The organism is Corynebacterium nasicanis, from assembly GCF_042658165.1.
In the GTDB taxonomy this organism is placed as follows: Bacteria; Actinomycetota; Actinomycetes; order Mycobacteriales; family Mycobacteriaceae; genus Corynebacterium; species Corynebacterium nasicanis.
Window position 1 is genome coordinate 183,062 of the sequence record NZ_JBHSQE010000003.1, and the last position, 21,764, is coordinate 204,825.

The window sequence follows — 21,764 nt, forward strand, 5'->3', positions numbered from 1 at the left end:
CTAAACGGACCTTTGCTACGTTGTACGGGGTAGACAAAGTCCACAGGAACAGAAAGGACCGGGGTTTCATCGTGCGTAGCAGCAACCCTGTCATGAACTCACTCACCTCCGCCAAGGGTGGCATCCAGCGCGGTGCCTACCCCTCAGGTGCGCCGCAGGGTTACCAGGACCCGTACTCCGGCTACGGCCAGACCCCGGCCACCACCGGCGAGCGCCCGATGACCGTCGACGACGTCGTGGCCAAGACCGGCATGACCCTCGGCGTCATCGTCGCCTTCGCCCTGCTCAACTTCGGCATCGCGATGTTCGTCAGCATGGGTATGGCGCTCATCCTCACCGCGGTCGGCGCCATCGGCGGCCTCATCACCGTGCTGGTGGCCACCTTCGGCAAGAAGTACGGCTCCGCGGCGGTCACCCTCATCTACGCCGCATTCGAGGGCCTCTTCGTCGGCGGCATCTCCCTGCTGTTCACGGGCGTGACCTTCGAGGGCATGAACGCCGACGCCGGTGTCATGATCGGCCAGGCCATCCTGGGCACCCTCGGTGTGTTCCTGGGCATGCTCTTCGTCTACAAGACCGGTGCCGTCAAGGTCACCCCGAAGTTCAACCGCATCATGACCGGCGCCATCGTCGGCGTCCTGGTCCTGGCAGTGGGCAACCTGCTGCTGGCCATGTTCACCGGCGCCAACCCGCTGCGTGACGGCGGCATGCTGGCCATCGTCTTCTCCCTGGTGTGCATCGGCCTGGCAGCCATGAGCTTCCTCTCCGACTTCGACGCCGCCGACAAGATGATCCGCGCCGGCGCGCCGTCCAAGATGGCCTGGGGTGTCGCCCTCGGCCTGGCCGTGACCCTGGTCTGGCTCTACACCGAGATCCTGCGCCTGCTCAGCTACTTCCGCTCGAACTAGCCACAGCAGCGTACAAGGGCCCCCGCGGGGGCCCTTTTCTCATGCCAGGAACAGCTCGAGAGCGCGCGCCCGCTGCTGCTTGTCGGCACTCCACTCGTCCACCAGGCGGCGGAGGAACTCCTCCTCCTCGCCCTCGGCTGCCTCCGCATCCACCGCCAGGTGAAGATCGAGGGCGGCCAGGGCGCTGTCCCAACCGACCCCGAGGAGGGCGGGACCGTACGTCTCCCACTCCTCATCGCGGGCGACGGTGTGGCGCACAGTGAGGGCGGAATCCGCGAAGGAGATCTCCAGGGTGCCGTCCTCCCAGGGCAGGCGCAGCAGGTGTTCCTCCTCGCAGACCTCGACGTCCGGCGCGGCCCCGTCGAGCGGGCCGAACCAGTGCTCGCGGCGGTGCGGGTCGGTGATCGCCTCCCACAGCTCGCGGGTGGAGGCGGCAAAGGCGCGGGTGAGTTCGACGCCGACGGTGCCGGAGGGGGCGTCGATAAGCACGCGGCGGGTACTCAGGGGAATGAGATCGACCAGATTCACAACAGGACCTCCCGGTCATCGACGGCGATTGCGCTGAACACCAGCCCCTGGGAGGTGGTGACGGGCGCGGAGAGCTCGACCCGCACGTCGCGGGTGCGGGTGGAGCCGGTCTCGCGGACGGCGGTACCGACGGCGGTGGTGGAGCTCCACCGCTCCCAGGAGATGTCCACCAGCTTGTCCTCGTCATTGAGGCAGCTCAGGGCGAGGGTGGCGGGCTGGTGTTCGGGCGCGCCGACGCAGTCGATGACCCCGGGCAGCGGGGCCGCGGTGGTCGCGGTCGGAGTCACGCGGGTGGCGGTGGCGGTGTCGACCTTGAGTGCGGAGGCCTGCTCATGCGGGGGAGAGCAGGCGGAGACGACAACACCCAGGCCCAGAAGAAACAGGGCCCGGGTGCGGGAAGGAGACGGCATGGTCCGCTAGTTCTGGACCGCGGTTTCCTCGACGATGACGTCCTCCTCGACGAGCACCTCGGTGGCGGTCGTCGAGGTGACGGCGGTGGAGGTGGCGGTGCCGGTGGTCTCGGCCGCCGGGGCCTGGAACTCGGTGGCGGTGTCAACCTTGACGTCGGACGGCTGCTCGTTCGGCGGGGAGCAGGCGGCCAGGGCCAGGGCAACAGCTGCGGCGCCGACGACAGCGGCACCCTTGCGGGCGAAGATGCGGGTCATGGTGGGGATCCTCCCTGTAGTCACTGATTCGTATGTGAGGTTACTTGGACGAGCGCGGAGTTGCGGCAAGTTGGGAGTCGTAGGGCTTCGCCGACTCCAAGGTCACAGCAATGGTGGCCCCGTTCGGGGCGGTGTACTCGCGGGTCTCACCCTCGCGGGCGCCCAGCAGGGCCGCGCCGAGGGGGGAGTGCTCGGAGTAGGTCTCCAGGTGCTCGTTGTCCGTGGCGGCGGCGCGGGTACCGATGAGGAAGGTCTCCTTCACGTCCGAGTCACCGTTGTAGTAGACGTGGACGACGGAACCGACGAGGGCCACACCCTCGACGACGCCCTCGCGCTCCGTGGTGGAGTTGGCCAGGAGCTCGGAGATCTGCTTGATGCGGGCCTCCTCCTGGTCCTGCATCTCGCGGGCGGCGTCGTAGCCGGCGTTCTCCTTGAGGTCACCCTCCTCGCGGCGCTCGTTGATCTCGGCGGCGACCACGGGGCGGTGGTCGATCAGTGCCTGCAGCTCCGCCTCGAGCTTCGCCTTCATTTCCGGGGTGATGTACTGCTTGCTGTTCTCAGCCATAGCTACGTCGCGTCCCTGCCTTCCCTGTGCCTCGGGCCGGTGGGGGCGCACCTCCGGCGGGAACCCCCGACACGCGCGTCACCCACCGGTGTGAACAATTGTCAGGGATTTTAACACACGCCCCCGCAGGCCGGGTCACCCGGTGACGGCGGCGGGGCCCTCCGTGAGATAGGCCGGGACGGAGGTGGAGCAGCCGTAGACGCTGCCGGAGACGGGCATGTCGCGGGAGGGGATGTCCACCTCGAAGCGCTGAATGGCGTCGCCGCCGGGTCGCACGAGGATCTCGCGGCGCCCGACCTCGGCCATCTCGTAGTTCATGGCGGTGACGATGCAGTAGGACTCCACGTTCGGGTCCTTGCGGGTGACGTCCACCCACAGGCGCATCGTGTCGTCGGCGACCCGCTCGTGGGAGACCATGTCGATGGTCACGTCCCCGCGCTCCGCGTCGGCCGCCATGTAGCGGGCGATGGCCACCGCCAGTCCCGCCAGCAGCACGACCGCCATGACGGCGATGGCCTTGCCGGTGAGGTTGCGGGAGGGCTTCGACGTGCGCTCCTCGCCGTAACGGGCGGTGGAACGGGAGTCGGCGGGAGTGCTCATCAGTCATCCTTCGCGGCGCGGCGCGTCCATCGGAGTGGGGTGTCGGCCTCATCCTATCGGATGGGCACCCCGGGTCCCGTCCTCCCCGTGGACTAGGATGGGACAGGTTGAGCAGTACCCCCGACAACCCCCGAAGAAGAGGAAGCGACGGAAGTTGAGCGGATTCCGACTCCTGGCGATTCACGCCCACCCAGACGATGAGGCCTCGAAGGGCGCGGCCACTACGGCGCGCTACGCGGCCGAGGGCAACCGCGTCATGGTGCTCACCTGCACCGGCGGTGAGCGCGGCGACATCCTCAACCCCGCCATGGACCGCCCCGGGGTGCTGGAGAACATCGTCTCCGTCCGCCGGGAGGAGATGGCCACCGCGGCCGCCGCCCTGGGCGTCGAGCATGTCTGGCTCGGCTACATCGACTCCGGCCTGCCCCAGGGTGACCCCCTGCCGCCGCTGCCGCAGGGCTGCTTCGCCCTCACCCCCTCGCTCACGGTGGCCCGGGACTTCGTCAGGATCATCCGGGAGTTCCGCCCGCACGTCATCGTCACCTACGACGAGAACGGCGGCTACCCGCACCCCGACCACCTCATGGTCCACGAGGCCTCCATGCTGGCGTGGGAGAACGCGGGCGACCCGGACTACGCCCCGGAGCTCGGCGCCGCCTGGACGCCGCTGAAGCTGTATTACACCCACGGTTTCGTCCGCCAGCGCATGGAGATGTTCCACAATCTCCTCCTCGCCGAGGGGCGCACGAGCCCCTACGGCCCGATGCTCGAGCGCTGGGAACGCAACCAGGCCGACATCATGGCCCGGGTGACCACCCAGGTGGAGTGCGCCGCCTATTTCCCGCAGCGCGAGGCCGCCCTGCGGGCCCACGCCACCCAGATCGACCCGGCGGGGGCCTTCCTGGCCACCCCGGTCCCGGTGCAGCAGCAGCTGTGGCCGACGGAGGAGTTCGAGCTGGCGCGGACGCGCGTGGCCACCTCACTGCCCGAGGATGATCTCTTCTCCGGCATCACGGCGGATAAGCTCGAGCCCGACACCCAGCACACGGAAGTGAACGATGTTTGATCTCACAGAACTGATGATCCTCGCCCAGCAGCAGCAGGGGGGACCGCTCGGCCCGGAGTTCGGTAAGGCCTCGCCCATCGGCATGACCATCCTCGTGGTGCTGGCCGTGGCGGTGCTGTTCATCGGCTGGTCCTTCCATCGCCGCTTCAGCCGCTACAACCGCCGCCGCGCCTTCGCCGAGGCCCACGGGCTCGACCCCTTCGATCAGGAGGCCGTCGACCGGGCGATGGAGGAGGCCGGTCTGCTCGACCGCCGCAAGCAGTCCTGGTTCTAGTGCTATACTTCCGGGCATGTTCGTCGCACGATTTTATTTTGACGGGGCTCCGGAGCTGAGCCTCGTCGTGGCGCGCGCCTAACACGACGAACACCCCCGGAGCCCACGCAGCACCTCCCCGAGAAATCGGGTCGAGGGGCTGCTTTTTTGTTACCCAGAATCAGTCAGGAGCCAGCCCATGAGCACCCTCATCCACCCCTCGACCTCCAACCGCCGCGTCGTCGCCTTCCACGATCTGCCCAGCCCGGAGGAGCTGCGCGCCCGCGCGCCCCTCACCCGTGCCCAGGAGGAGAGGGTGGAGAGGGACAGACGCGAGATCGCCGACATCTTCCGCGGGGCGGACGACCGCCTCGCCGTCGTCGTCGGCCCCTGCTCCATCCACGACAAGGAGGCCGCCCTCGACTACGCCCACCGCCTGGCCCCGCTGGCGGATCTGCTGGCGGAGGACCTGAAGATCATCATGCGGGTGTACTTCGAGAAGCCGCGCACGACGATCGGCTGGAAGGGGCTGATCAACGATCCGCACCTCGACGGCTCCTACGACATCAATCACGGCCTCGAGCTGGCCCGGGAGGTGCTGCGCGAGGTGGTCAACCTCCGCCTGCCCACCGCGGCCGAGTTCCTTGAGCCCAACTCCCCGCAGTACTGGGCGGACCTCGTCGCCTGGGGTGCCATCGGGGCCCGCACCACCGAATCCCAGGTCCACCGCCAGCTGGCCTCGGGGCTGTCCATGCCCATCGGATTCAAGAACGGCACCGACGGCACCCTCCAGGTCGCCCTGGACGCGGTGTCGGCGGCCTCGCAGCCGCACTTCTTCTTCGGCACCTCGGACGGCGGTCGACCCGCCGTTGTGCAGACCGCCGGCAACGAGAACTGCCACGTCATCCTGCGGGGCGGGACGTCCGGCCCGAATGCGGACCGGGGATCGGTGGCGGGGGTCGTCGATAAGCTCGCGGAACGTCTCGACAACCCGCGCCTCATGATCGACGTCTCGCACGCCAACTCCGGCAAGGACCACGTCCGGCAGGCGGAGGTGGCGCGGGACGTCGCGGCGCAGATCGCCGAGGGCAACGCGCATATCGCGGGCATCATGATGGAGTCCTTCCTCGTGGCCGGCGCCCAGACCCTCGACCAGTCCGCGCCCGGCAACCTCGTCTACGGGCAGTCGGTGACCGATGCCTGTATGGACATCGACACCACCGTCGACCTGCTCAGCGAACTGGCAGCCGCGGTGCGGACACGCCGGGCGGGCCAGACACTAGACTGAGAGCCGTGAAAGTGACCCGCCTGCTGTACCCCCTCTATGAGCGACGCCTCGTGCGTCAGCTCCGGGGCGCGCGCCAGCCCCAGCACATCGCGATCATGGCTGACGGCAACCGTCGTTGGGCGCGCGAGGCGGGGCACGCGGACATCAGCCACGGGCATCGGGCGGGCGCGAAGAAGATCGGCGAGGTCGTCCACTGGTGTGAGGAGACCGAGGTCGAGGTGGTCACCGTCTACCTCCTGTCCACCGAGAACCTCAGCCGGGAGGCGCATGAGCTGGAGCTGCTCTTCGGCATCATCGGGGACGTCGTCGACGAGCTCTCCGGGGAGGAGCACTCCTGCGTGGTGCGCCTCGTGGGGCACCTCGACCTGCTGCCGCCGGAAGTGGCCGAGCGGTGGCGTGCCTCGGCGCAGCGCACCGAGGGGCGCACCGGCATCACCGTGAACATCGCCGTCGGCTACGGCGGGCGGCAGGAGATCGTCGACGCGGTGCAGGACCTGCTCCGCGAGGAGGCCGCCGCCGGCACGCCGGTGGCGGAGCTGGCGGAGAAGGTCACGGTGGATTCGCTCTCCTGCCACCTCTACACCTCGGGGCAGCCGGACCCTGACCTGGTCATCCGCACCTCGGGGGAGCAGCGGCTGTCCGGCTTCCTCCTGTGGCAGGCCGCGTACTCGGAGATCTGGTTCACGGACACCTACTGGCCGGCGTTCCGGCGGATCGACTTCCTCCGGGCCCTGCGTGATTACTCCCAGCGCAGCCGACGATTCGGAAAGTAGGTTCCCCGTGGTCACCGTCCTCTATGAATCCGCCTACGGCTCCACCGCCGACTACGCCCACGCGCTGGCCGCGCGCCTCGGCGTGACCGCTCTACCGCTGGCCGACGCCCCCGCGCTGAGCGGGTCCGCGGAACCGCTCGTCGTGCTCTCCTACGTCCACGGCCCGCTCATCCCGGCGGCGTCCTTCGTGTCCAAGCACGACCTCGGCGGTCGCCCGGTCGCGGTGTGCGCCGTGGGCATGACGCTTCTCGACGTCGCCCGCGCCAAGGACCAGCTGGCGGGCTCCGTCCCTGAGGGGGTGGCCCGGTTCTACCTGCCGGGGCGCCTGAGCTACTCGACGATGTCGCGCAAGCACCGGATGATCATGTGGGGCATCATCAAGGCGCTGCAGGCGAAGCGGGAGGGGGACCGCAGCCCCAACGAGCAGGCGATGATCGACTCCCATGACCGGGACACCGACCGCGTGGACCTCGGTGAGCTGGATCAGGTGGTGGCCTGGGTGGAGGCCTCCCGGCACCCCGCCTGAAAGCCTGACATCACACCTTTGCCCACCTGGGGGAAGAGGCGGGCCCGGGGCGGGCGCGGTGAGGAAATCAGGGGAGCGTCAGATCTTGCGCATCCGCACCCGCTCCACCAGGTGATCTGCGCCCTTGCGCAGCACCAGGGAGGCGCGCACGCGGGTGGGCAGGATGTTCTCCACCAGGTTGGGCAGGTTGATGGACTGCCAGATCTCGCGCGCCTCCGCCCGGGCCTTGGCGTCGCCGTAGTCGGCGTAGTGGCCGAAGTGCGCGCCGGGCTCGCGGAAGGCGGTGGAGCGCAGCTGCAGGAAGCGTTCGATGTACCACTTCTCGATGTCCTCGGTCCGCGCGTCGACGTAGACGGAGAAGTCGAAGAGGTCGGAGACCATGAGCGTGGGCCCGGTCTGCAGGACGTTGAGGCCTTCGACGATGAGGATGTCCGGCTGGGAGACCGTGATCACCTCATCGGGCACGCGGTCGTAGAGCTTGTGGGAGTAGACGGGGGCCTGCACGGCGGGGCGCCCGGACTTGACGTCGGTGACGAACCGCAGCAGGGCCCGCTGGTCATAGGACTCCGGGAAACCCTTGCGCCCCATGAGCCCGCGGGCGTGGAGCTCGGCGGCGGGGTGGAGGAAACCGTCGGTGGTGATGAGGTCCACGCGGGGGTGGGAATCCCAGCGCTGCAGCAGCACCTGCAGGAGGCGGGCGGTGGTGGATTTACCCACGGCGACGGATCCGGCCACGCCGATGACGAAGGGCACGTGCCCGGAGGAGGCCCCGAGGAAGGTCTCGGTGGCGGCGATGAGCTTCTGGCGTGCGGAGACCTGGAGGTGGATGAGTCGGGAGAGGGGGAGGTAGACCTCCGCCACCTCCACCAGGTCGATGGATTCGCCGATTCCGCGCAGTTCCTCGACCTCGGCCTCCGTGAGGACCTGGGGCATGGATTGACGCAGGGCACGCCAGGAAGCGCGGTCGAAATCCACATAAGGAGTGGCATCCTTGGGCCGGGACATGCCCCCCATTGTGTCACCTGTCTCCCGGGGGCAGGGGGTATGGGCCGGTCTCGGGGCGGTAAGCTGTGCGACGAATGCCGTGTCCCCCTAGAAAGGTTGGCTTTAACGCCCATGACCGCTGAGTCTTCTGACCTTCGCTACCAGGAACTGTCCGTTCTCGACCCGGAGGTCCACGCCGCCATCGGCGGAGAGATCACCCGTCAGCGCGAGTTCCTCGAGATGATCGCCTCCGAGAACTTCGTCCCCCGTGCCGTGCTGCAGGCGCAGGGTTCGGTGTTCACCAATAAGTACGCCGAGGGCTACCCGGGCCGCCGTTACTACGGTGGCTGCGAGAACGCGGACATCGTCGAGGATCTCGCCCGCGACCGCGCGAAGGCTCTCTTCGGCGCCGAGTTCGCCAACGTCCAGCCGCACTCCGGTGCGCAGGCCAACGCCGCCGTCCTCCACGCCCTGGCGGAGGCCGGTGACAAGATCATGGGTCTGTCCCTGGCGCACGGCGGTCACCTCACCCACGGCATGAAGCTCAACTTCTCCGGCAAGCTCTACGAGGTCGTCGCGTACGAGGTCGACCCCGAAACCCACCGCATCGACATGGACCGCGTCCGCGAGCAGGCCCTGGCCGAGCGCCCGAAGGTGCTCATCGCCGGCTGGTCCGCGTACCCGCGCACCCTCGATTTCGAGGCCTTCCGTTCCATCGCGGACGAGGTCGGCGCCCACCTGTGGACCGACATGGCCCACTTCGCGGGTCTCGTCGCCGCTGATCTGCACCCCTCCCCGGTGCCGTACTCCGATGTGGTGTCGACCACGGTGCACAAGACGCTGGGTGGTCCGCGTTCGGGCCTCATCGTGGCGAAGCAGGAGTGGGCCAAGAAGCTCAACTCCGCCGTCTTCCCGGGCCAGCAGGGCGGGCCGCTCATGCACGTCATCGCCGCCAAGGCCGTGGCCCTCAAGGTCGCCGGCACCGCTGAGTTCAAGGACCGTCAGGCCCGCACCATCGAGGGCGCGCAGATCCTCGCGGAGCGTCTCACCGCCGCGGACGCCAAGGGCGCCGGCATCGATGTGCTCACCGGCGGCACCGATGTCCACCTCGTCCTGGCTGACCTGCGCAACTCCGAGATGGACGGCCAGCAGGCCGAGGACCTCCTCCACGAGGTCGGCATCACCGTCAACCGCAACGCCGTGCCGAACGACCCGCGCCCGCCGATGGTCACCTCCGGCCTGCGCATCGGTACCCCGGCCCTGGCCACCCGCGGTTTCGACGCCGCCGCCTTCACCGAGGTCGCCGACATCATCGGCACCGCCCTGGTGGACGGCAAGAACGCCGACGTCGAGTCCCTGCGGGCCCGCGTGGCGAAGCTGGCCGACCAGTACCCGCTGTACGAGGGTCTCGAGGACTGGAAGATCAACTAGTCGCCGTGCGTGTCCTCGTCATCGACAACCGCGATTCCTTCACCTGGAATCTGGTCGCCTACGTCGAGGACATCACCGGTGTCACCCCCACGGTGATCACCAACGACGAACCCGGCTGGGATGTCGACCGCGTCGCAGGATATGACGCGGTGATCATCTCGCCGGGCCCCGGCCGCCCGGAGCGCGAGTCGGACATCGGCATGTGCCTCGATGTCCTGCGCGACGGGCGTGTCCCCATTCTGGGGGTGTGCCTCGGGCATCAGGCCCTCGCCCTGGCCCACGGCGGCACCATCGACCTCGCGCCGGAACCCGTCCACGGCCGGGTCTTCCCCGTCCGGCACGACGGCTCGGGTCTCTTCGCCTCGCTGCCGCCGCTTATCGACGTCGTCCGTTACCACTCCCTCCTCGTCACGGACGTCCCCGATTCCCTGGCCGTCACGGCCCGGACCGAGGACGGTCTGGTCATGGCCCTGGAGCATCGCCGCCTGCCGCAGTGGGGCGTGCAGTTCCACCCCGAGTCCATCGGCGGCTTCGACGGGCACACCCTGGTGGCCAACTTCCTGTCGTTGGCGCAGGAACGCAACCGCCGTTCCCGCTCCCGCTGGCGCCTGCACACCGTCACCCTCGAGCACGAGGTCGACGGCGAGGTGGTGTACGGCGCGCTTTTCGCGGGTGCGGAGAACTCCTTCTGGCTCGACTCCACCACCCCCGACCACGGCACGGGGCGCTTCTCCTACCTCGGCGATGACGCCGGTCCGCTGGCGCGGGTGTGGACCGGCCGGGTGGGCACGCTTCTCGACGACCTCGCCGCCGACCTCGCGGCCAACACCATCGACACCGGCGATGTCGACTTCTCCTTCACCCTCGGCTGGGTGGGGTGGCTGGGCTACGAGCTCAAGGCGGAGTGCGGGGGCGCGGCCGCGTGGGAGTCGCCGCACCCGGACGTGGGCATGATCTTCGCCGACCGGGCCATCGTCATCGACCACGCCCGGCGCCGCACCCACGTCATCGCGCTCATCGGTTCGGAGCACGACCGCGCGCAGCGCGCCTGGTGCGCGGCGACGGCTGCCGCGATCACCGACCTGTCGCCGGGCGCGGCGGGGGAGTACGGGGACGTCGATAAGCTCGAAGCTCGGCACGGGCGGGCGGAGTACCTGGCGTTGGTGGGTGAGTGCCTGGAGGAGATCCGGCAGGGGGAGACCTACGAGGTCTGCCTGACCAACCAGCTGCGCGCGGGCGGCGCGCTGGCGGCGTGGTCGGCGTACCGGGCGCTGCGGGCGGCCAACCCCACGCCCTTCGGCGCCCTGCTGCGGATCGGCGGGGTGGACGTGCTGTCCTCGACACCCGAGCGCTTCCTGCAGGTCAGCGCCGCCGGTGTCGTGGAGTCGCGGCCCATCAAGGGCACCCGGCCGCGTAGCGCTGATCCGCGGGAGGATGCCCGCCTGCGCTCCGACCTGGCGGTCAACCCCAAGGACCGCGCGGAGAACCTCATGATCGTCGACCTCGTGCGCAACGACCTCAGCCGCATCGCCGAGCCGGGGAGCGTGCGCGCCGCGCCGCTGTTCGACGTCGAGTCCTACGCCACCGTCCACCAGCTCGTCTCCACGGTGTCGTGCCGCCTGGCGGCAGGGCGCGCGGCCGTCGACGCGGTGCGGGCGACCTTCCCCGGCGGGTCCATGACGGGCGCGCCGAAGATCCGCACCATGGAGATCATCGACCGCCTGGAGGCTGGTCCACGCGGCATCTACTCCGGCGGCATCGGCTACTTCTCCCTCGACGGCGCGATGGACCTGTCGATGGTCATCCGCACGATCGTCTCCGACGGGGCGGGCGTGAGCTACGGGGTTGGCGGGGCCGTCATCGCGCTCTCGGACCCGGTGGCGGAGTATGAGGAGACGATGACCAAGTCCGCGCCCCTCCTGCGGTTGCTGGGGCAGGAGTTCCCGCAGTGATCTACCGCTGGGACGGCGCGGAACTGGTGGAGTGTGCGGACCCGGGCACCGCGCCCGAGGTGGTGGATTCCTGGCTGGTCGATGACGGCGAGGTGGTGCGCCGTGATCTGCACGCCAGCCGTTTCATCAACAGCGCGCACCACCTCGTCGGGGGATCCGGGGACTTCGGGTGGGGATATTTTCCGGGGATCTCCGAGTTCCTCGCCGCCGTCCATGAGACGGTGCCGTCCCAGGGGGTGTGGTTCCCCCGGATCGAGGTGCACGGAGAGTCCATGTACCTGCGGATTCGCCCCGCGCCACCCCTGCGCACCGGGACGGTGCTGTGGGTGCCGCCGACCCCCGACCCGCGTCGCGCACCCCGGGTGAAGGGCCCGGATCTCCAGGTCCTGGCGGAGCTGCGGGCGCAGGCGCAGACATACGGGGCGGATGATGCGGTCCTGTGGACCAGGGATGGCTTCGTGGTGGAGGGGGCGCACAGCGCGTTGGCCTGGTGGGAGGGGGAGACGCTGATGTTCCCGGAGCATGAGGGCCAGCTGCCCTCGGTGACCGCGCAGGCGACCTGCGAGGTGCTCCCGACGGGAACCCGCCCCATCACCGTGGAGGAACTGCGCACCCTTCCCGTGTGGGCGGGGTCGGCGTTGCACGGGTGGACCGAGGTCACCGGTTGGGTGGATGCCGCTGGCCGATACACGCGGGCCGACGAGGCGCCGCTGAGCGCCGCGCACGTCAACGGGTTGCTGCGGCGCTGAGCACGGGGGCGTCCGCAAGCGGCGCACCACCTTCTTGTTTATGGTCTATCTCAATGGTCACGGTTCTCGTGATCGGTAGCACCGGCCCTCCTGGGACAGTGGCGGCATGAAGGAGGAAGAACATGGATGAAGGCGTCTTCACGGTGGATGTCGGCGGGCTCGTCGATCTGCTCAGCACACACCTGTATTCCGGCCCGCAGGTCTACGTGCGGGAGCTGATACAGAACGGCATGGATGCGCGCACCGCGCGGGGCGGGGATCCGGGGGCACTGATCATCACCTGCCCCTCGGCCCGGGAGGACGGGGGACTCAGCGTCCGCGACCACGGCATCGGGCTCACCCGGCGGGAGGCGACGGAGCTGCTCACCACTATCGGCGCCTCCTCCAAGCGGCTGGGTGATGCGCCCCAGGACGGGGACTTCCTCGGCCAGTTCGGGGTGGGGCTGCTCTCCGGCTTCCTCGTCTCCGAGACGATCACCGTCCGCTCCCGTTCGGCCCGCGAGCCGGAGGCCGAGACCATCTGCTGGGTGGGGCACAGCGACGGCACCTTCCGCGTCGACACCGCCGCGGAACCCCTCGCGGAGCCCGGCACCGAGGTCCTGCTGCACCCCGGGGCGGACAACCCCTGGACCCAGGACTCCATGGTGTTCTCCCTCGTGCGCTCCTACGCCGGCTTCCTCGACTGCGACATCACCCTCATCACCGGCGAGGGGCGCACCCACCTCACCCCGCGGAAGCGGCCCTGGGGGCCCGGCGCCCCGGCGGAGCTCGCCGCCGCCCGCCGGGAGCTGAGCCAGGAACTCTTCGGCTTCGAGCCGCTGACCACCTTCGAGGTGGACCTGCCCGCCGCCGGCGGCAGCGCCGTGGTGTTCATCGAGCCGGAGGGCGTGGTCAACGCCGACCCCGGCACCCGCACCGCCGTGTGGCTGCGGGGGATGCTCATCACCACACACAGCCGCGCCCTGGCGCCGGCGTGGGCGCGCTTCCTGCGGGTGGCGGTCCAGGCCCGTGACCTGCGCCCGGCCGCCAGCCGCGAGGACATCCGCACCGACGACACCCAGGCGGAGACCCTCCGCCAGCTGGAACAGGGGATCATCGACGGCCTACGTCGCTGCCGCACGGAGGACCCGGCCCTGTTCGCCCGCCTCGTCGCGGCGCACACCGGCGCGCTTCTGGAGGCCTGCGCCACGGAGGACCGCGTGGCCGACATGGTCCGCTGGGTGCTGCCCCTGCGCACCGACCGCGGCGCGGCGACCCTGGAGGAACTGCAGGCCACGGGGCTGCCGCTGCGCTTCAGCCGCACGACGGACGTCTTCCGCTCCCTCGCCCCGCTGCTTACGGGCCAAATGATTCTTATCGACGCCGCCCGCCCCGCCGAGGCCGCCTTCCTCTCCGCCACCCTCCGGCAGTGCCCGGAACTGGACCTCGCCCTCGTGGACCCGGGGATGCTCGTGGACACCCTGGAGGCGCCCGACCTGCCCACCCGGCAGGGCGCCCGCGGGCTGCTCTTCATCGCGGAGGAGGCCCTGGAACCGGTCGACTGCCGCGTGGAACTGCGCAGTTTCCGCCCCGCCACCCGGCGGGCCACCTACCTGCAGGACCCGGATGTCGCCGGGAGAATCGTCGCCGCCACCGCGGAATCGGAGCGCTGGAGCGACATCCTCGGGGTCATCGACCCCTTCGCCGGCGCCGGACGCCCCACCCTGCTACTCAACGCCGCCAACGACGACGTGCTGGAACTCATCGGGCTGGCCGCCCGCTCGGAGATCGACTTCCCCCGGGCCACCGCCGCGGTCCGGGCGTTCTACGTCCGCTGCCTCCTGGAGTCACGCCTGGCGCTCAGCGAGACGGCCACCGCCTGGCTCATGGACATGGTCGACGCACCCGTGCGCGCGGCCCTCGACGACACCCACTGACCTTTAAGGATCCCCCATGTTCACCACCGAAGAACTCACCGCGCGCCTCAACGAGATCCGCTTCCTCCCCGACACCCCGGAACGCTCCGTCGCCGCAGCGGAACTGGTCACCGCCTGCGACGCCATCGACGACGAGAACCTGCAGGTGCAGTCCCGCATCCTCCTCATGAACAGCTACTTCCACGGCAACGAGGCCATGAAGTGCCTGCCCATCCTCGCGGACCTGCTCAGCCGTCTCGAGCGACGACCGGATCTTTTCGACGACGAGGACCTCGTCGAGGTCGCCTGGAACTTCAAGTCCAGCGGCCTGGCCGTGACGAACGTGCCCACGACCTCGGCCGCCCAGATCGAGCGCTTCCACGACGACCTGGAGCAGCACTTCCGCCAGGGCGGACACACGCAGCGGCCGGTGCACGCCGTGCGCTTCCGCCACGCGCTGCAGCGGGGCGAGGCCGCGCAGGCCGCGGAGTTCCTCGAGAAATGGCGGATGACCGAGGGCGGCCCGCTGGCCGACTGCGAGGGCTGCGATCCCCTCCAGGAGCTGCGCTGGGCGGTGAACACGGGCGATGACGCCGCCGCGGCGCGGGTGCTCGAGCAGCTCAGCGCCAGTGACGAGGACGAGCTGTGCGAGGCCCAGCCGGGGCGCACCCAGGTGGACGCGGCCCTGCCGCTGGCGCGACTCGGGCGGCACCGGGAGGCCTTCGAGGCACACCAGGCCTCCTACGCTCAGCACCGCCGGGATCCGCTGTGGACGGTCCACATCGGTGAACACCTGCTCTTCCTGGCGGTGACCGGGCGCCTCGAGCGCGCCGGGCAGCTGGTCCGCGCGCACGCCGCCTGGCTGGACAGCGCCGAGGACGGCCTCACGGTCTACGAGCTGCTCCTGGGACTGGTGGCCGTCGCGCAGGCACAGACCGCTGCGGGCCACGGCGCGGAAAAGGTGGGGGTGGCCATCCCGGGCGGTAACCGCTGGCACCCCTTCCCCGCGTTGTCCGATCCCACGTGGGCGGAGGCGGAGACGCGCCTCACCGGCGTCCTCGGCGACCTGGTCGAGCGTTTCGACGCCCGCGACGGCTTCGCCGATCACCAGCCCTGGGCCTTCCGCACGCTGGCCCGCCTCCAGCAGACCCCGATCCGCCCGGAATCGCCGGTGCTGCCCGGTGTCCCGCTAGTCACCGGTGTGGACCCGGTCGTCCCGAGCCCCGCCGACGCGCCGTCGAGCGCGGGCTTCGCCCTGGGAGACGAGTGGGCACGAACGGCACACACCGGCGAGCTGCCGGCCGTACCCGAGGACTGGGCGGACTTCGGACGCTGGGTCCTGGCGGACCTGGAGGCACCGGACGTGGACCGGGATGTGGTCATCCTCGAGGCCCTGGCCGGAGCTTTCGCCGGGGAGTCGGTTGACGAGCTGCCCCCGGCCACCCAGGGTGCTGTCCTGCTGCGGAAGGTGTCCCTCGGACGCCGGCTCATGGACTTCCCCCAGACCGTGGCTGCCGTGGAACAGTTCGGCGCCTGGGCCCAGACCCAGGAGGGGTTCGGCCAGCTCGGGGACCTGCTGGGCTGGACGGTCTTCGGTGGGGACACCCCCGAGTTCGGCTCGCCCGCCGAGCTGGTCATCGACACCATCGAGGAGGACCAGCTGCACCGCCACGGGCAGGCGGGCCCCTACATCGCGCAGATCCTCGGGGAGCTGCTGCCCGTCCTGCCCGATATGGAGGAGCCGGAACTGCTGGAGCGGGCCCTCAACCTGTACAGCGCGGCCTACCCGGCCGCCGGCACCCCGCTCCTGCCCGCCCTGCGGCGACTGGGCTACACCGGAAGCCTGGAGGAGCTGGACGCCTACTGGGACGCGCTGCCCGCCGAGGAGCGGGCCAGTGTCGGCGCGCAGGTGCGCTACCTCATGACCCGCTTGCGGCTGGTCGCCGACGATCCCGAGGCTGACCTCAACGCCCGGGTGGAACTCCTGCAGCTGGCACAGGCCGCGGACCTGCCCATCGTGCAGCTGGTCACGGCGATGAGCCTCAACCACTCCGCGGAGGAGGGAGAGGAGGAGGCGGCAGCCATGGGCGTGGACATTCTCACCCCCGTGCTCGCGACCCTGGAATCCCGCTGGGGGCCGTCCGTGGCGGTGGCCGCTCTGCGCACCCGGTTGGCGCAGATGATGGCCGTCACCGATGACCTGCAGGGTGCCGTGGACACCGCGCGGCCGGCCATCGAGGTCTTCCTTGCCTCGGAGAATCCGCGCCTGGCGGTCGACCTCCTGCACGAGGCCTCGGACTGGTCCATGGGGCTGTCGGACCCCGACTCGGCGGCTGCATATCTCCTGCGGGTCGCCGAGGTGCAGGAGGCCCAGGAGGAGCCGATCCTGCAGGCCCGGGCGCTGCGCATGGCGGCGCGTCTCCTGGTGACGCGCCCGACGGCGGTGACCTCCGGCACCGGCCTGGAGGAGGCGCTGTCGCTCATGCGCCAGTCGGAGGAACTCGTGGAGGGCACGGAGGACCGCCCCGAACTGGGCTATTCGCGGGACGCGGAGATCGGTGATGTCCACGACGACTACGGCTACGTGAAGTCCGGGGTCCTGCCCCTGGCCGAGACGCTCTCGCACTGGGAGTACGCGCACGACTGTTTCCTCACGGCGCAGATGCCCTACCCGGCGGCCGTCATGCTGCGCCACTGCGCGGTCTCCAGCGCGATGGACGGGCAGAAGAAGCAGGCCAAGGGCTACATCTCGCGCCTGAAGTCCCACATCAAGGCCCAGCCGCGGGAGCTGCGGGAGCAACTGGAGCCGATGCTCCAGGAGGTCCGCGAGAACGTGGAGTTCTTCCTCGACCAGGGCTAGGTTCAGGCCCGCCAGTCGCCCAGCGCCCCCTCGAGGGCGCCCAGGGCGGCCTCGATGAGCGGCCACCGCTCATCCGCCGGGCAGCCGGCCTCCGTCCAGTGCCGCCCGGCGGCCTCGAGGAAGCCGACCCAGCCCCACAGGGCCCAGGAGTGGCGGGCGAAGGATGTCACGCCGATGATGTCGCGCAGCCGCTCGACCAGGGCGGCCGCCGCCGCGCGCCGGTGCGCGACCGCGGCCTCCGGTTCCCCGATCCCGGCGACGAGCGTGTGATCCTGCTCGAGCGCGTCGAGGTAGCCCTGGAGGAGGGCGGAGATCCGCTCGCGGGTGGAATGGCCGGGCGGGAGGGGGGCGTCGACCAGCGAGCGTAGCGAGTCCTCGACCACGGCAGCGTAGAGACCGGCCTTGGAAGAGAAGTAGTGGAAGACCAGGGACTGCGAACTGCCCGAGGCCGCCGCGATGTCCGGGACGGAGGCGTCGGGGTAGCTGGTGGTGGAGAAGTGCTCGCGGGCGGCGGCCAGGATGGCGGCGCGGCGTTCCTCGGTGGACAGGCGTCGGCGGGTGCTCACGGTTGACAAGCCTACCCGTTGTTGAGTTAAGGTCAATAACAGTTACTGACTTCGACTCAATAGGAGTTCCCGTGCTCGACCACGCCATCTTCTGGCACGTCTACCCCCTCGGCGCGACCGGCGCCCGTATCCGCGACTGGTCGGCCGAAGACGAGGGTCACCGCCTCCCGGACCTACTCCCGTGGCTCGACTACCTCATCGACCTCGGTTGCAACGGCCTCCTCCTGGCGCCGATCTTCGCCTCCAGCACCCACGGCTACGACACGCTCGACCACTTCCGCATCGATCCGCGCCTGGGCGATGACGCCGACTTCGAGCGGCTCATGGACGCCTGCCGCGAGCGCGGTATCCAGGTGCTTCTCGACGGCGTGTTCAACCACCTCGGCATCCACCACCCCATGGTCGCCGGCGACGGGCCCATCCGCCGCCTGCCGGACGGCAGCCCGGAACCCTGGGAGGGCCACGGCGACCTGGCGCTGCTCGACCACGCGGACCCCCGCACCGAGGACCTGGTGGTCGACGTGATGAACCACTGGCTGAGCCGTGGTATCGCCGGCTGGCGCCTCGACGTCGCCTACTCAGTGCCCGCCGACTTCTGGGCGCGCGTGGTCGACCGCGTCCGCGAGAGCCACCCCGACGCCGTCTTCCTCGGCGAGATCATCCACGGCGACTACCTGGCGCTGGTGCGCGAGGGGCATCTGGACACCGTCACCCAGTACGAACTGTGGAAGGCCGTCTGGTCCTCGATCAAGGACACCAACTTCTGGGAACTCGCCCACGCCCTCGGCCGCCACGATGAGTTTCTCGCGCAGGCCCCCATGCAGACCTTCGTGGGCAACCACGACGTCGACCGTATCGCCAGCGTCACCGGCTCGGAGGGGGCGGCGGTGGCGGCGGTGCTGCTGCTCACGCTGCCCGGTATCCCGAGCATCTACTACGGCGACGAGCAGGCCTTCACCGGCGTCAAGGGGGAGGGCTTCTCCGCCGACGACCCGGTCCGCCCGCCGCTGCCCGCCACGCCCGCCGACCTGGCCCCCGTGGGGCGGTGGATGTTCGAGCTGCACCAGAGCCTCATTGCCGCCCGGCGCCGCCACCCCTGGCTGGTCCGTGCCCGCGTCGAGGTGCTCGAGACCGCCAACGAGGCCATCTCCTACCGGGTCCACGCAGGAGCGGACTCGCTCACCGTGCACCTCACCCTCGAGCCGACGGTGACGGCGCGGCTGGAGTTCTCCGACGGGGAGACGGCCGAGTACGCCTGGTAGGTCGTCCGTTCTGACGTACCCGTGTGTCTGCGCAGGCGGGGCTTTAAGCCCCCGGAAGCAGGGCATCGGGGTACGTGCGCACGGGCGAACCCCCTGACCGGTCTTGCTCGGTCAGGGGGTCTTCTCCGTCAGAGGTGTGCTCAGTTCAGCGCGGGCTCTTCCTGGCGCGCGACCGGGGCCTGTGCGGCCACGATCTCGGCCTGGGCCGGGGAGCGCGGGATGAGGGCGGTGGCGAGGGCACCGACCAGTGCGGCACCGGCGAAGATCCAGAAGGAGGCGGTGGGGCCCAGGCCCGCGCCGATGATGAGGCCGCCGATGGCCGGGCCGGCGATGCCGCCGAGGCGACCGAAACCGGCGACCCAGGAGACACCGGCCGCGCGGGAGGCCGTGCCGTAGTAGTTGGAGGCCAGGCCGTAGGTGAGGACCTGGGTGCCGATGACACCGATGCCGGCGGCGACGATGAAGGGGTACATCGGGGCGACGGAGGTGAAGATCGGCAGGATCGCCAGGGAGACGGCGGCGAGGGCGAAGGTGGAGGTGATGACGGCCTTCGCGCCGATCTTGTCCGCGATCCAGGAGGCGGTGAGGCCGCCGACGACGGCACCGCCGTTGAGGAAGAGCAGGGAGTAGAGGGAGTCGTGCGCGGAGGCGCCGTTGGACTGCATGATCTTGGGCAGCCAGGTGTTGAGGCCGTAGGTGGAGAGCAGGCCGATGAAGGACATCACGCCGATGAGGATGGTGCCCGGCAGGTAGGAGCGGGAGAAAATGCCGGCGAAACCGGTCTTCTCGACATCGCGCTTGGCCTCACCGGCGGGTGCGGCGACCGCCGGGGTGTTGAGGAAGGTCTCCTCGGGCAGGCCGTGGCGGGCGCAGACGGCGCGGGCGTCGGCCTGGCGGCCGCGGGCGACGAGCCAGCGCGGGGACTCCGGCAGGGCGAACCAGGCGAGGGGGAGCAGGAAGAGCAGCGGGGAGGCGCCGATCATGAACAGGCCGCGCCAGCCGATGGTGTCCTCGAGGATGAGGGCGAAGAGGGAGGCCATGACGCCACCGGCGGGGACGCCGGAGTAGACGATGGCGTTGAAGAGGTTGCGGCGGTTGGCGGGGGCGAACTCGGCGATGATGGCGCCGCCGGTGGCGACGATCATGCCGACGCCCAGGCCGGTGACGAAGCGCAGGAAGCCGAACATGAAGATGGAGTTCGACAGCGCCGTCAGACCCATGCCGATGGAGAACCACACGATGGCGGTGAGCATGACCTTGCGGCGGCCGACGCGGTCGCCGACGGCGCCGGCGGAGAGGGCGCCGATGAGGACGCCGATCATGGCCCAGGAGCCGAGGGTGCCGGCGATGGCGGGGGAGAGCTGGCCGATGTGGGAGGGGTCGTCGAGAAGCGTGGACAGAACCGCGCCGTAGATGACGAGGTCGTAGCCGTCGAAGAGGATGGAGATGCCGACAACGGCGAGGATGAGGTACACCGTGCGGCGGTGCGCCGGCGAGGCCCAGGTTGTCGGGGAGGCGGTGGTGTTCACGGTCGGGTCCTTCTGTAGTCCGGAAACTCTCAGTGACGGAGAGGATGATCGAACTGTAGAAGTGTTCCAGTTCACAAAATACTAGGGGCGCCCCTAGTGATCTCTCGGGGCCGGGTGTCCACAGGAGACGTGCTGAACTGGACCTATGCAGGTGGAGTACGGTATTTTTCGGCCACCGGGCCCGCGGGACCCGATGGCGGGCCCGGAGACGACGACACCCCCGTTCAGGGTGAACGGGGGTGCGGTGTGCGAACTGCTACTCGGTGGCTTCTGCCTCGGCGTCCGCCTCTGCGGACTCGCGGCCTTCGGCCAGCGCGGTGCGGGCGGCACGCAGCCACTCCGGCTGATCCTCCAGCAGCGCCTTGATCTCGGCGGTGGTCAGCGGCTGGTCCATCTCGTTGCGCTTGAGGGCGGCGATGGTGATGCCCAGCTTCTGCGCCACCACGGGGCGCGGGTGGGGGCCGGTGCGACGCAGCTCGGACAGCCACTCCGGCGGGTTCTCCACCAGCTGCTTGAGCTCGGCGTGGGTGACCGCGCCAGCCTGGAACTCCTCCGGCGTGGCGGGCAGGTAGATACCGAGCTTCTTCGCCGCGGTCTGCGGCTTCATGGCTCGACCGGACGGCTGACGTGCAGAGTCTTCATTCACGCCCCCAACGGTAGCATTACCCCCATGCGCCTGAGCTTCGTCACCGGCACCGAACCCGACAAATGGTTCAGCCGCTTCCGCGACCGCACCACACACCGCCTGACGGTCACCGATTCGGTCGACCCCATCGCCGAGGTTCTCGACGCCCGCGTCGACCTCGCCCTCGTCCGGCTTCCCGACGCCCGCATCACCGATGCACACCACGTCGTCGTCCTCTATCCCGAGGCGCCCGGCATCGCGCTGCCCAAGGACCATGAGCTCACCCTGCTCGAGACGGTGGGGGACGAGGACATCGCGGGTGAGATCATCAACTGGTCGCCCCCGGCCTCGGGGGAGGTCGACGTCGAGGCGGTGCGCGCCGGGCTGCAGGTGGTGGCCGCCAACGTGGGTGTACTCATCGGGCCGCGTCCCCTCATCAAGGTGCTCTCCCGGCGCCAGATCGAACACCGCGACTTCCGCGGGGAGGTGCCCGCCACCCACATCGCCCTGGTGTGGCGTCGGGAGGATGATTCGGAGGCGATCCAGGACTTCGTCGGCATCGCCAAGGGGCGTACCCCCAACTCCTCCCGGCAGTCCGCGCCGAAGCGCAGCGCCCGGGAGAAGACGCTGGCCAAGCAGCAGAGGCGCGCGGCGGAGGGGGCGCCGGCGGTGAAGAAGGAACGGCGGCCACGTCGACGTCGATAATCATTCCCTTCTAGGTGTCTGGACATTAGAATGT

At 69.8% G+C, this 21,764-nt stretch carries 22 protein-coding genes; 13 read left to right on the forward strand and 9 right to left on the reverse strand.

The genetic code is table 11. The features are described from left to right. Positions 1 to 71 precede the first annotated feature (71 nt). The gene (locus ACFPUZ_RS05440) at positions 72 to 908 is read left to right on the forward strand and encodes a Bax inhibitor-1/YccA family protein (protein ID WP_377000644.1); all 837 of its coding nucleotides are present in this window, start codon (positions 72 to 74) and stop codon (positions 906 to 908) included. Between the two features lie 39 nt (positions 909 to 947). On the opposite strand, the gene ACFPUZ_RS05445 is transcribed toward ACFPUZ_RS05440, so the two are convergent. The 5 genes from ACFPUZ_RS05445 to ACFPUZ_RS05465 form a co-directional block, all read right to left on the reverse strand. Next, a complete protein-coding gene (locus ACFPUZ_RS05445; RefSeq protein ID WP_377000646.1) occupies positions 948 to 1,436 on the reverse strand; it encodes an SRPBCC family protein in 489 nt (162 codons plus the stop codon). After that, a complete protein-coding gene (locus tag ACFPUZ_RS05450) occupies positions 1,433 to 1,846 on the reverse strand; it encodes a hypothetical protein (protein ID WP_377000648.1) in 414 nt (137 codons plus the stop codon). The genes ACFPUZ_RS05445 and ACFPUZ_RS05450 overlap by 4 nt, the downstream gene beginning before the upstream one ends. A gap of 6 nt (positions 1,847 to 1,852) precedes the next feature. Then, on the reverse strand, positions 1,853 to 2,101 hold the full coding sequence (locus ACFPUZ_RS05455) for a thiamine biosynthesis protein X (protein WP_377000650.1): 249 nt from the start codon (positions 2,099 to 2,101) through the stop codon (positions 1,853 to 1,855). Between the two features lie 40 nt (positions 2,102 to 2,141). Beyond that, the gene (gene greA, locus ACFPUZ_RS05460; protein WP_377000652.1) at positions 2,142 to 2,666 is read right to left on the reverse strand and encodes a transcription elongation factor GreA; all 525 of its coding nucleotides are present in this window, start codon (positions 2,664 to 2,666) and stop codon (positions 2,142 to 2,144) included. A gap of 135 nt (positions 2,667 to 2,801) precedes the next feature. Then, positions 2,802 to 3,266, reverse strand: a complete 465-nt coding sequence (locus ACFPUZ_RS05465) for a DUF4307 domain-containing protein (protein ID WP_377000654.1) — start codon at positions 3,264 to 3,266, stop codon at positions 2,802 to 2,804. Positions 3,267 to 3,420: 154 nt separating this feature from the next. Between ACFPUZ_RS05465 and mca the strand changes: the two genes are divergently transcribed. The 5 genes from mca (at position 3,421) to ACFPUZ_RS05490 (ending at position 7,172) form a co-directional block, all read left to right on the forward strand. After that, the gene (gene mca / locus ACFPUZ_RS05470) at positions 3,421 to 4,332 is read left to right on the forward strand and encodes a mycothiol conjugate amidase Mca (protein WP_377000656.1); all 912 of its coding nucleotides are present in this window, start codon (positions 3,421 to 3,423) and stop codon (positions 4,330 to 4,332) included. Further along, positions 4,325 to 4,606 (forward strand): hypothetical protein, encoded by a 282-nt coding sequence (locus tag ACFPUZ_RS05475; protein ID WP_377000657.1) that lies wholly within the window; start codon positions 4,325 to 4,327, stop codon positions 4,604 to 4,606. Before mca ends, ACFPUZ_RS05475 begins: the two co-directional genes overlap by 8 nt. 178 nt (positions 4,607 to 4,784) lie before the next feature. Continuing rightward, positions 4,785 to 5,873: a 3-deoxy-7-phosphoheptulonate synthase gene (locus ACFPUZ_RS05480; RefSeq protein WP_377000659.1), complete on the forward strand. Its 1,089-nt coding sequence runs from the start codon at positions 4,785 to 4,787 to the stop codon at positions 5,871 to 5,873. Next, positions 5,870 to 6,646 (forward strand): isoprenyl transferase, encoded by a 777-nt coding sequence (locus ACFPUZ_RS05485; protein ID WP_377000950.1) that lies wholly within the window; start codon positions 5,870 to 5,872, stop codon positions 6,644 to 6,646. The genes ACFPUZ_RS05480 and ACFPUZ_RS05485 overlap by 4 nt, the downstream gene beginning before the upstream one ends. Before the next feature lie 7 nt (positions 6,647 to 6,653). Then, a complete protein-coding gene (locus ACFPUZ_RS05490; RefSeq protein ID WP_377000661.1) occupies positions 6,654 to 7,172 on the forward strand; it encodes a flavodoxin domain-containing protein in 519 nt (172 codons plus the stop codon). Positions 7,173 to 7,250: 78 nt separating this feature from the next. Here the strand turns inward: ACFPUZ_RS05490 and coaA are convergent, their stop codons facing one another. Continuing rightward, positions 7,251 to 8,177: a type I pantothenate kinase gene (gene coaA, locus ACFPUZ_RS05495; protein ID WP_377000663.1), complete on the reverse strand. Its 927-nt coding sequence runs from the start codon at positions 8,175 to 8,177 to the stop codon at positions 7,251 to 7,253. Positions 8,178 to 8,288: 111 nt separating this feature from the next. Between coaA and glyA the strand changes: the two genes are divergently transcribed. The 5 genes from glyA to ACFPUZ_RS05520 all read left to right on the forward strand — a co-directional run bounded on the left by glyA (position 8,289) and on the right by ACFPUZ_RS05520 (position 17,043). After that, entirely contained in the window at positions 8,289 to 9,587 is a 1,299-nt protein-coding gene (glyA, locus tag ACFPUZ_RS05500; RefSeq protein WP_377000664.1) for a serine hydroxymethyltransferase, read from the forward strand. A gap of 5 nt (positions 9,588 to 9,592) precedes the next feature. Further along, a complete protein-coding gene (gene pabB, locus ACFPUZ_RS05505) occupies positions 9,593 to 11,539 on the forward strand; it encodes an aminodeoxychorismate synthase component I (RefSeq protein WP_377000666.1) in 1,947 nt (648 codons plus the stop codon). Beyond that, complete coding sequence (locus tag ACFPUZ_RS05510) at positions 11,536 to 12,288, forward strand: aminotransferase class IV (RefSeq protein WP_377000668.1); 753 nt, start codon at positions 11,536 to 11,538, stop codon at positions 12,286 to 12,288. Before pabB ends, ACFPUZ_RS05510 begins: the two co-directional genes overlap by 4 nt. A gap of 122 nt (positions 12,289 to 12,410) precedes the next feature. Next, positions 12,411 to 14,204, forward strand: a complete 1,794-nt coding sequence (locus ACFPUZ_RS05515; RefSeq protein WP_377000670.1) for an ATP-binding protein — start codon at positions 12,411 to 12,413, stop codon at positions 14,202 to 14,204. 16 nt (positions 14,205 to 14,220) lie between these two features. Continuing rightward, complete coding sequence (locus ACFPUZ_RS05520) at positions 14,221 to 17,043, forward strand: hypothetical protein (RefSeq protein WP_377000672.1); 2,823 nt, start codon at positions 14,221 to 14,223, stop codon at positions 17,041 to 17,043. A gap of 2 nt (positions 17,044 to 17,045) precedes the next feature. On the opposite strand, the gene ACFPUZ_RS05525 is transcribed toward ACFPUZ_RS05520, so the two are convergent. Next, on the reverse strand, positions 17,046 to 17,609 hold the full coding sequence (locus ACFPUZ_RS05525; RefSeq protein WP_377000674.1) for a TetR/AcrR family transcriptional regulator: 564 nt from the start codon (positions 17,607 to 17,609) through the stop codon (positions 17,046 to 17,048). A 71-nt stretch (positions 17,610 to 17,680) separates the two neighbouring features. Between ACFPUZ_RS05525 and ACFPUZ_RS05530 the strand changes: the two genes are divergently transcribed. Then, on the forward strand, positions 17,681 to 18,871 hold the full coding sequence (locus ACFPUZ_RS05530) for an alpha-amylase family protein (protein ID WP_377000676.1): 1,191 nt from the start codon (positions 17,681 to 17,683) through the stop codon (positions 18,869 to 18,871). Positions 18,872 to 19,011: 140 nt separating this feature from the next. Here ACFPUZ_RS05530 and ACFPUZ_RS05535 read toward each other — a convergent pair whose 3' ends face one another. After that, positions 19,012 to 20,400: an MFS transporter gene (locus tag ACFPUZ_RS05535; RefSeq protein ID WP_377000678.1), complete on the reverse strand. Its 1,389-nt coding sequence runs from the start codon at positions 20,398 to 20,400 to the stop codon at positions 19,012 to 19,014. A gap of 256 nt (positions 20,401 to 20,656) precedes the next feature. Further along, positions 20,657 to 21,007: a DUF5997 family protein gene (locus ACFPUZ_RS05540; protein WP_377000680.1), complete on the reverse strand. Its 351-nt coding sequence runs from the start codon at positions 21,005 to 21,007 to the stop codon at positions 20,657 to 20,659. Positions 21,008 to 21,070: 63 nt separating this feature from the next. Here ACFPUZ_RS05540 and ACFPUZ_RS05545 point away from each other — a divergent pair, with 63 nt between their 5' ends. Next, positions 21,071 to 21,730 carry a LysR substrate-binding domain-containing protein gene (locus tag ACFPUZ_RS05545; RefSeq protein WP_377000682.1) on the forward strand — a complete coding sequence of 220 codons (660 nt, stop codon included), beginning with the start codon at positions 21,071 to 21,073 and terminating at the stop codon, positions 21,728 to 21,730. Positions 21,731 to 21,764 lie beyond the last annotated feature (34 nt).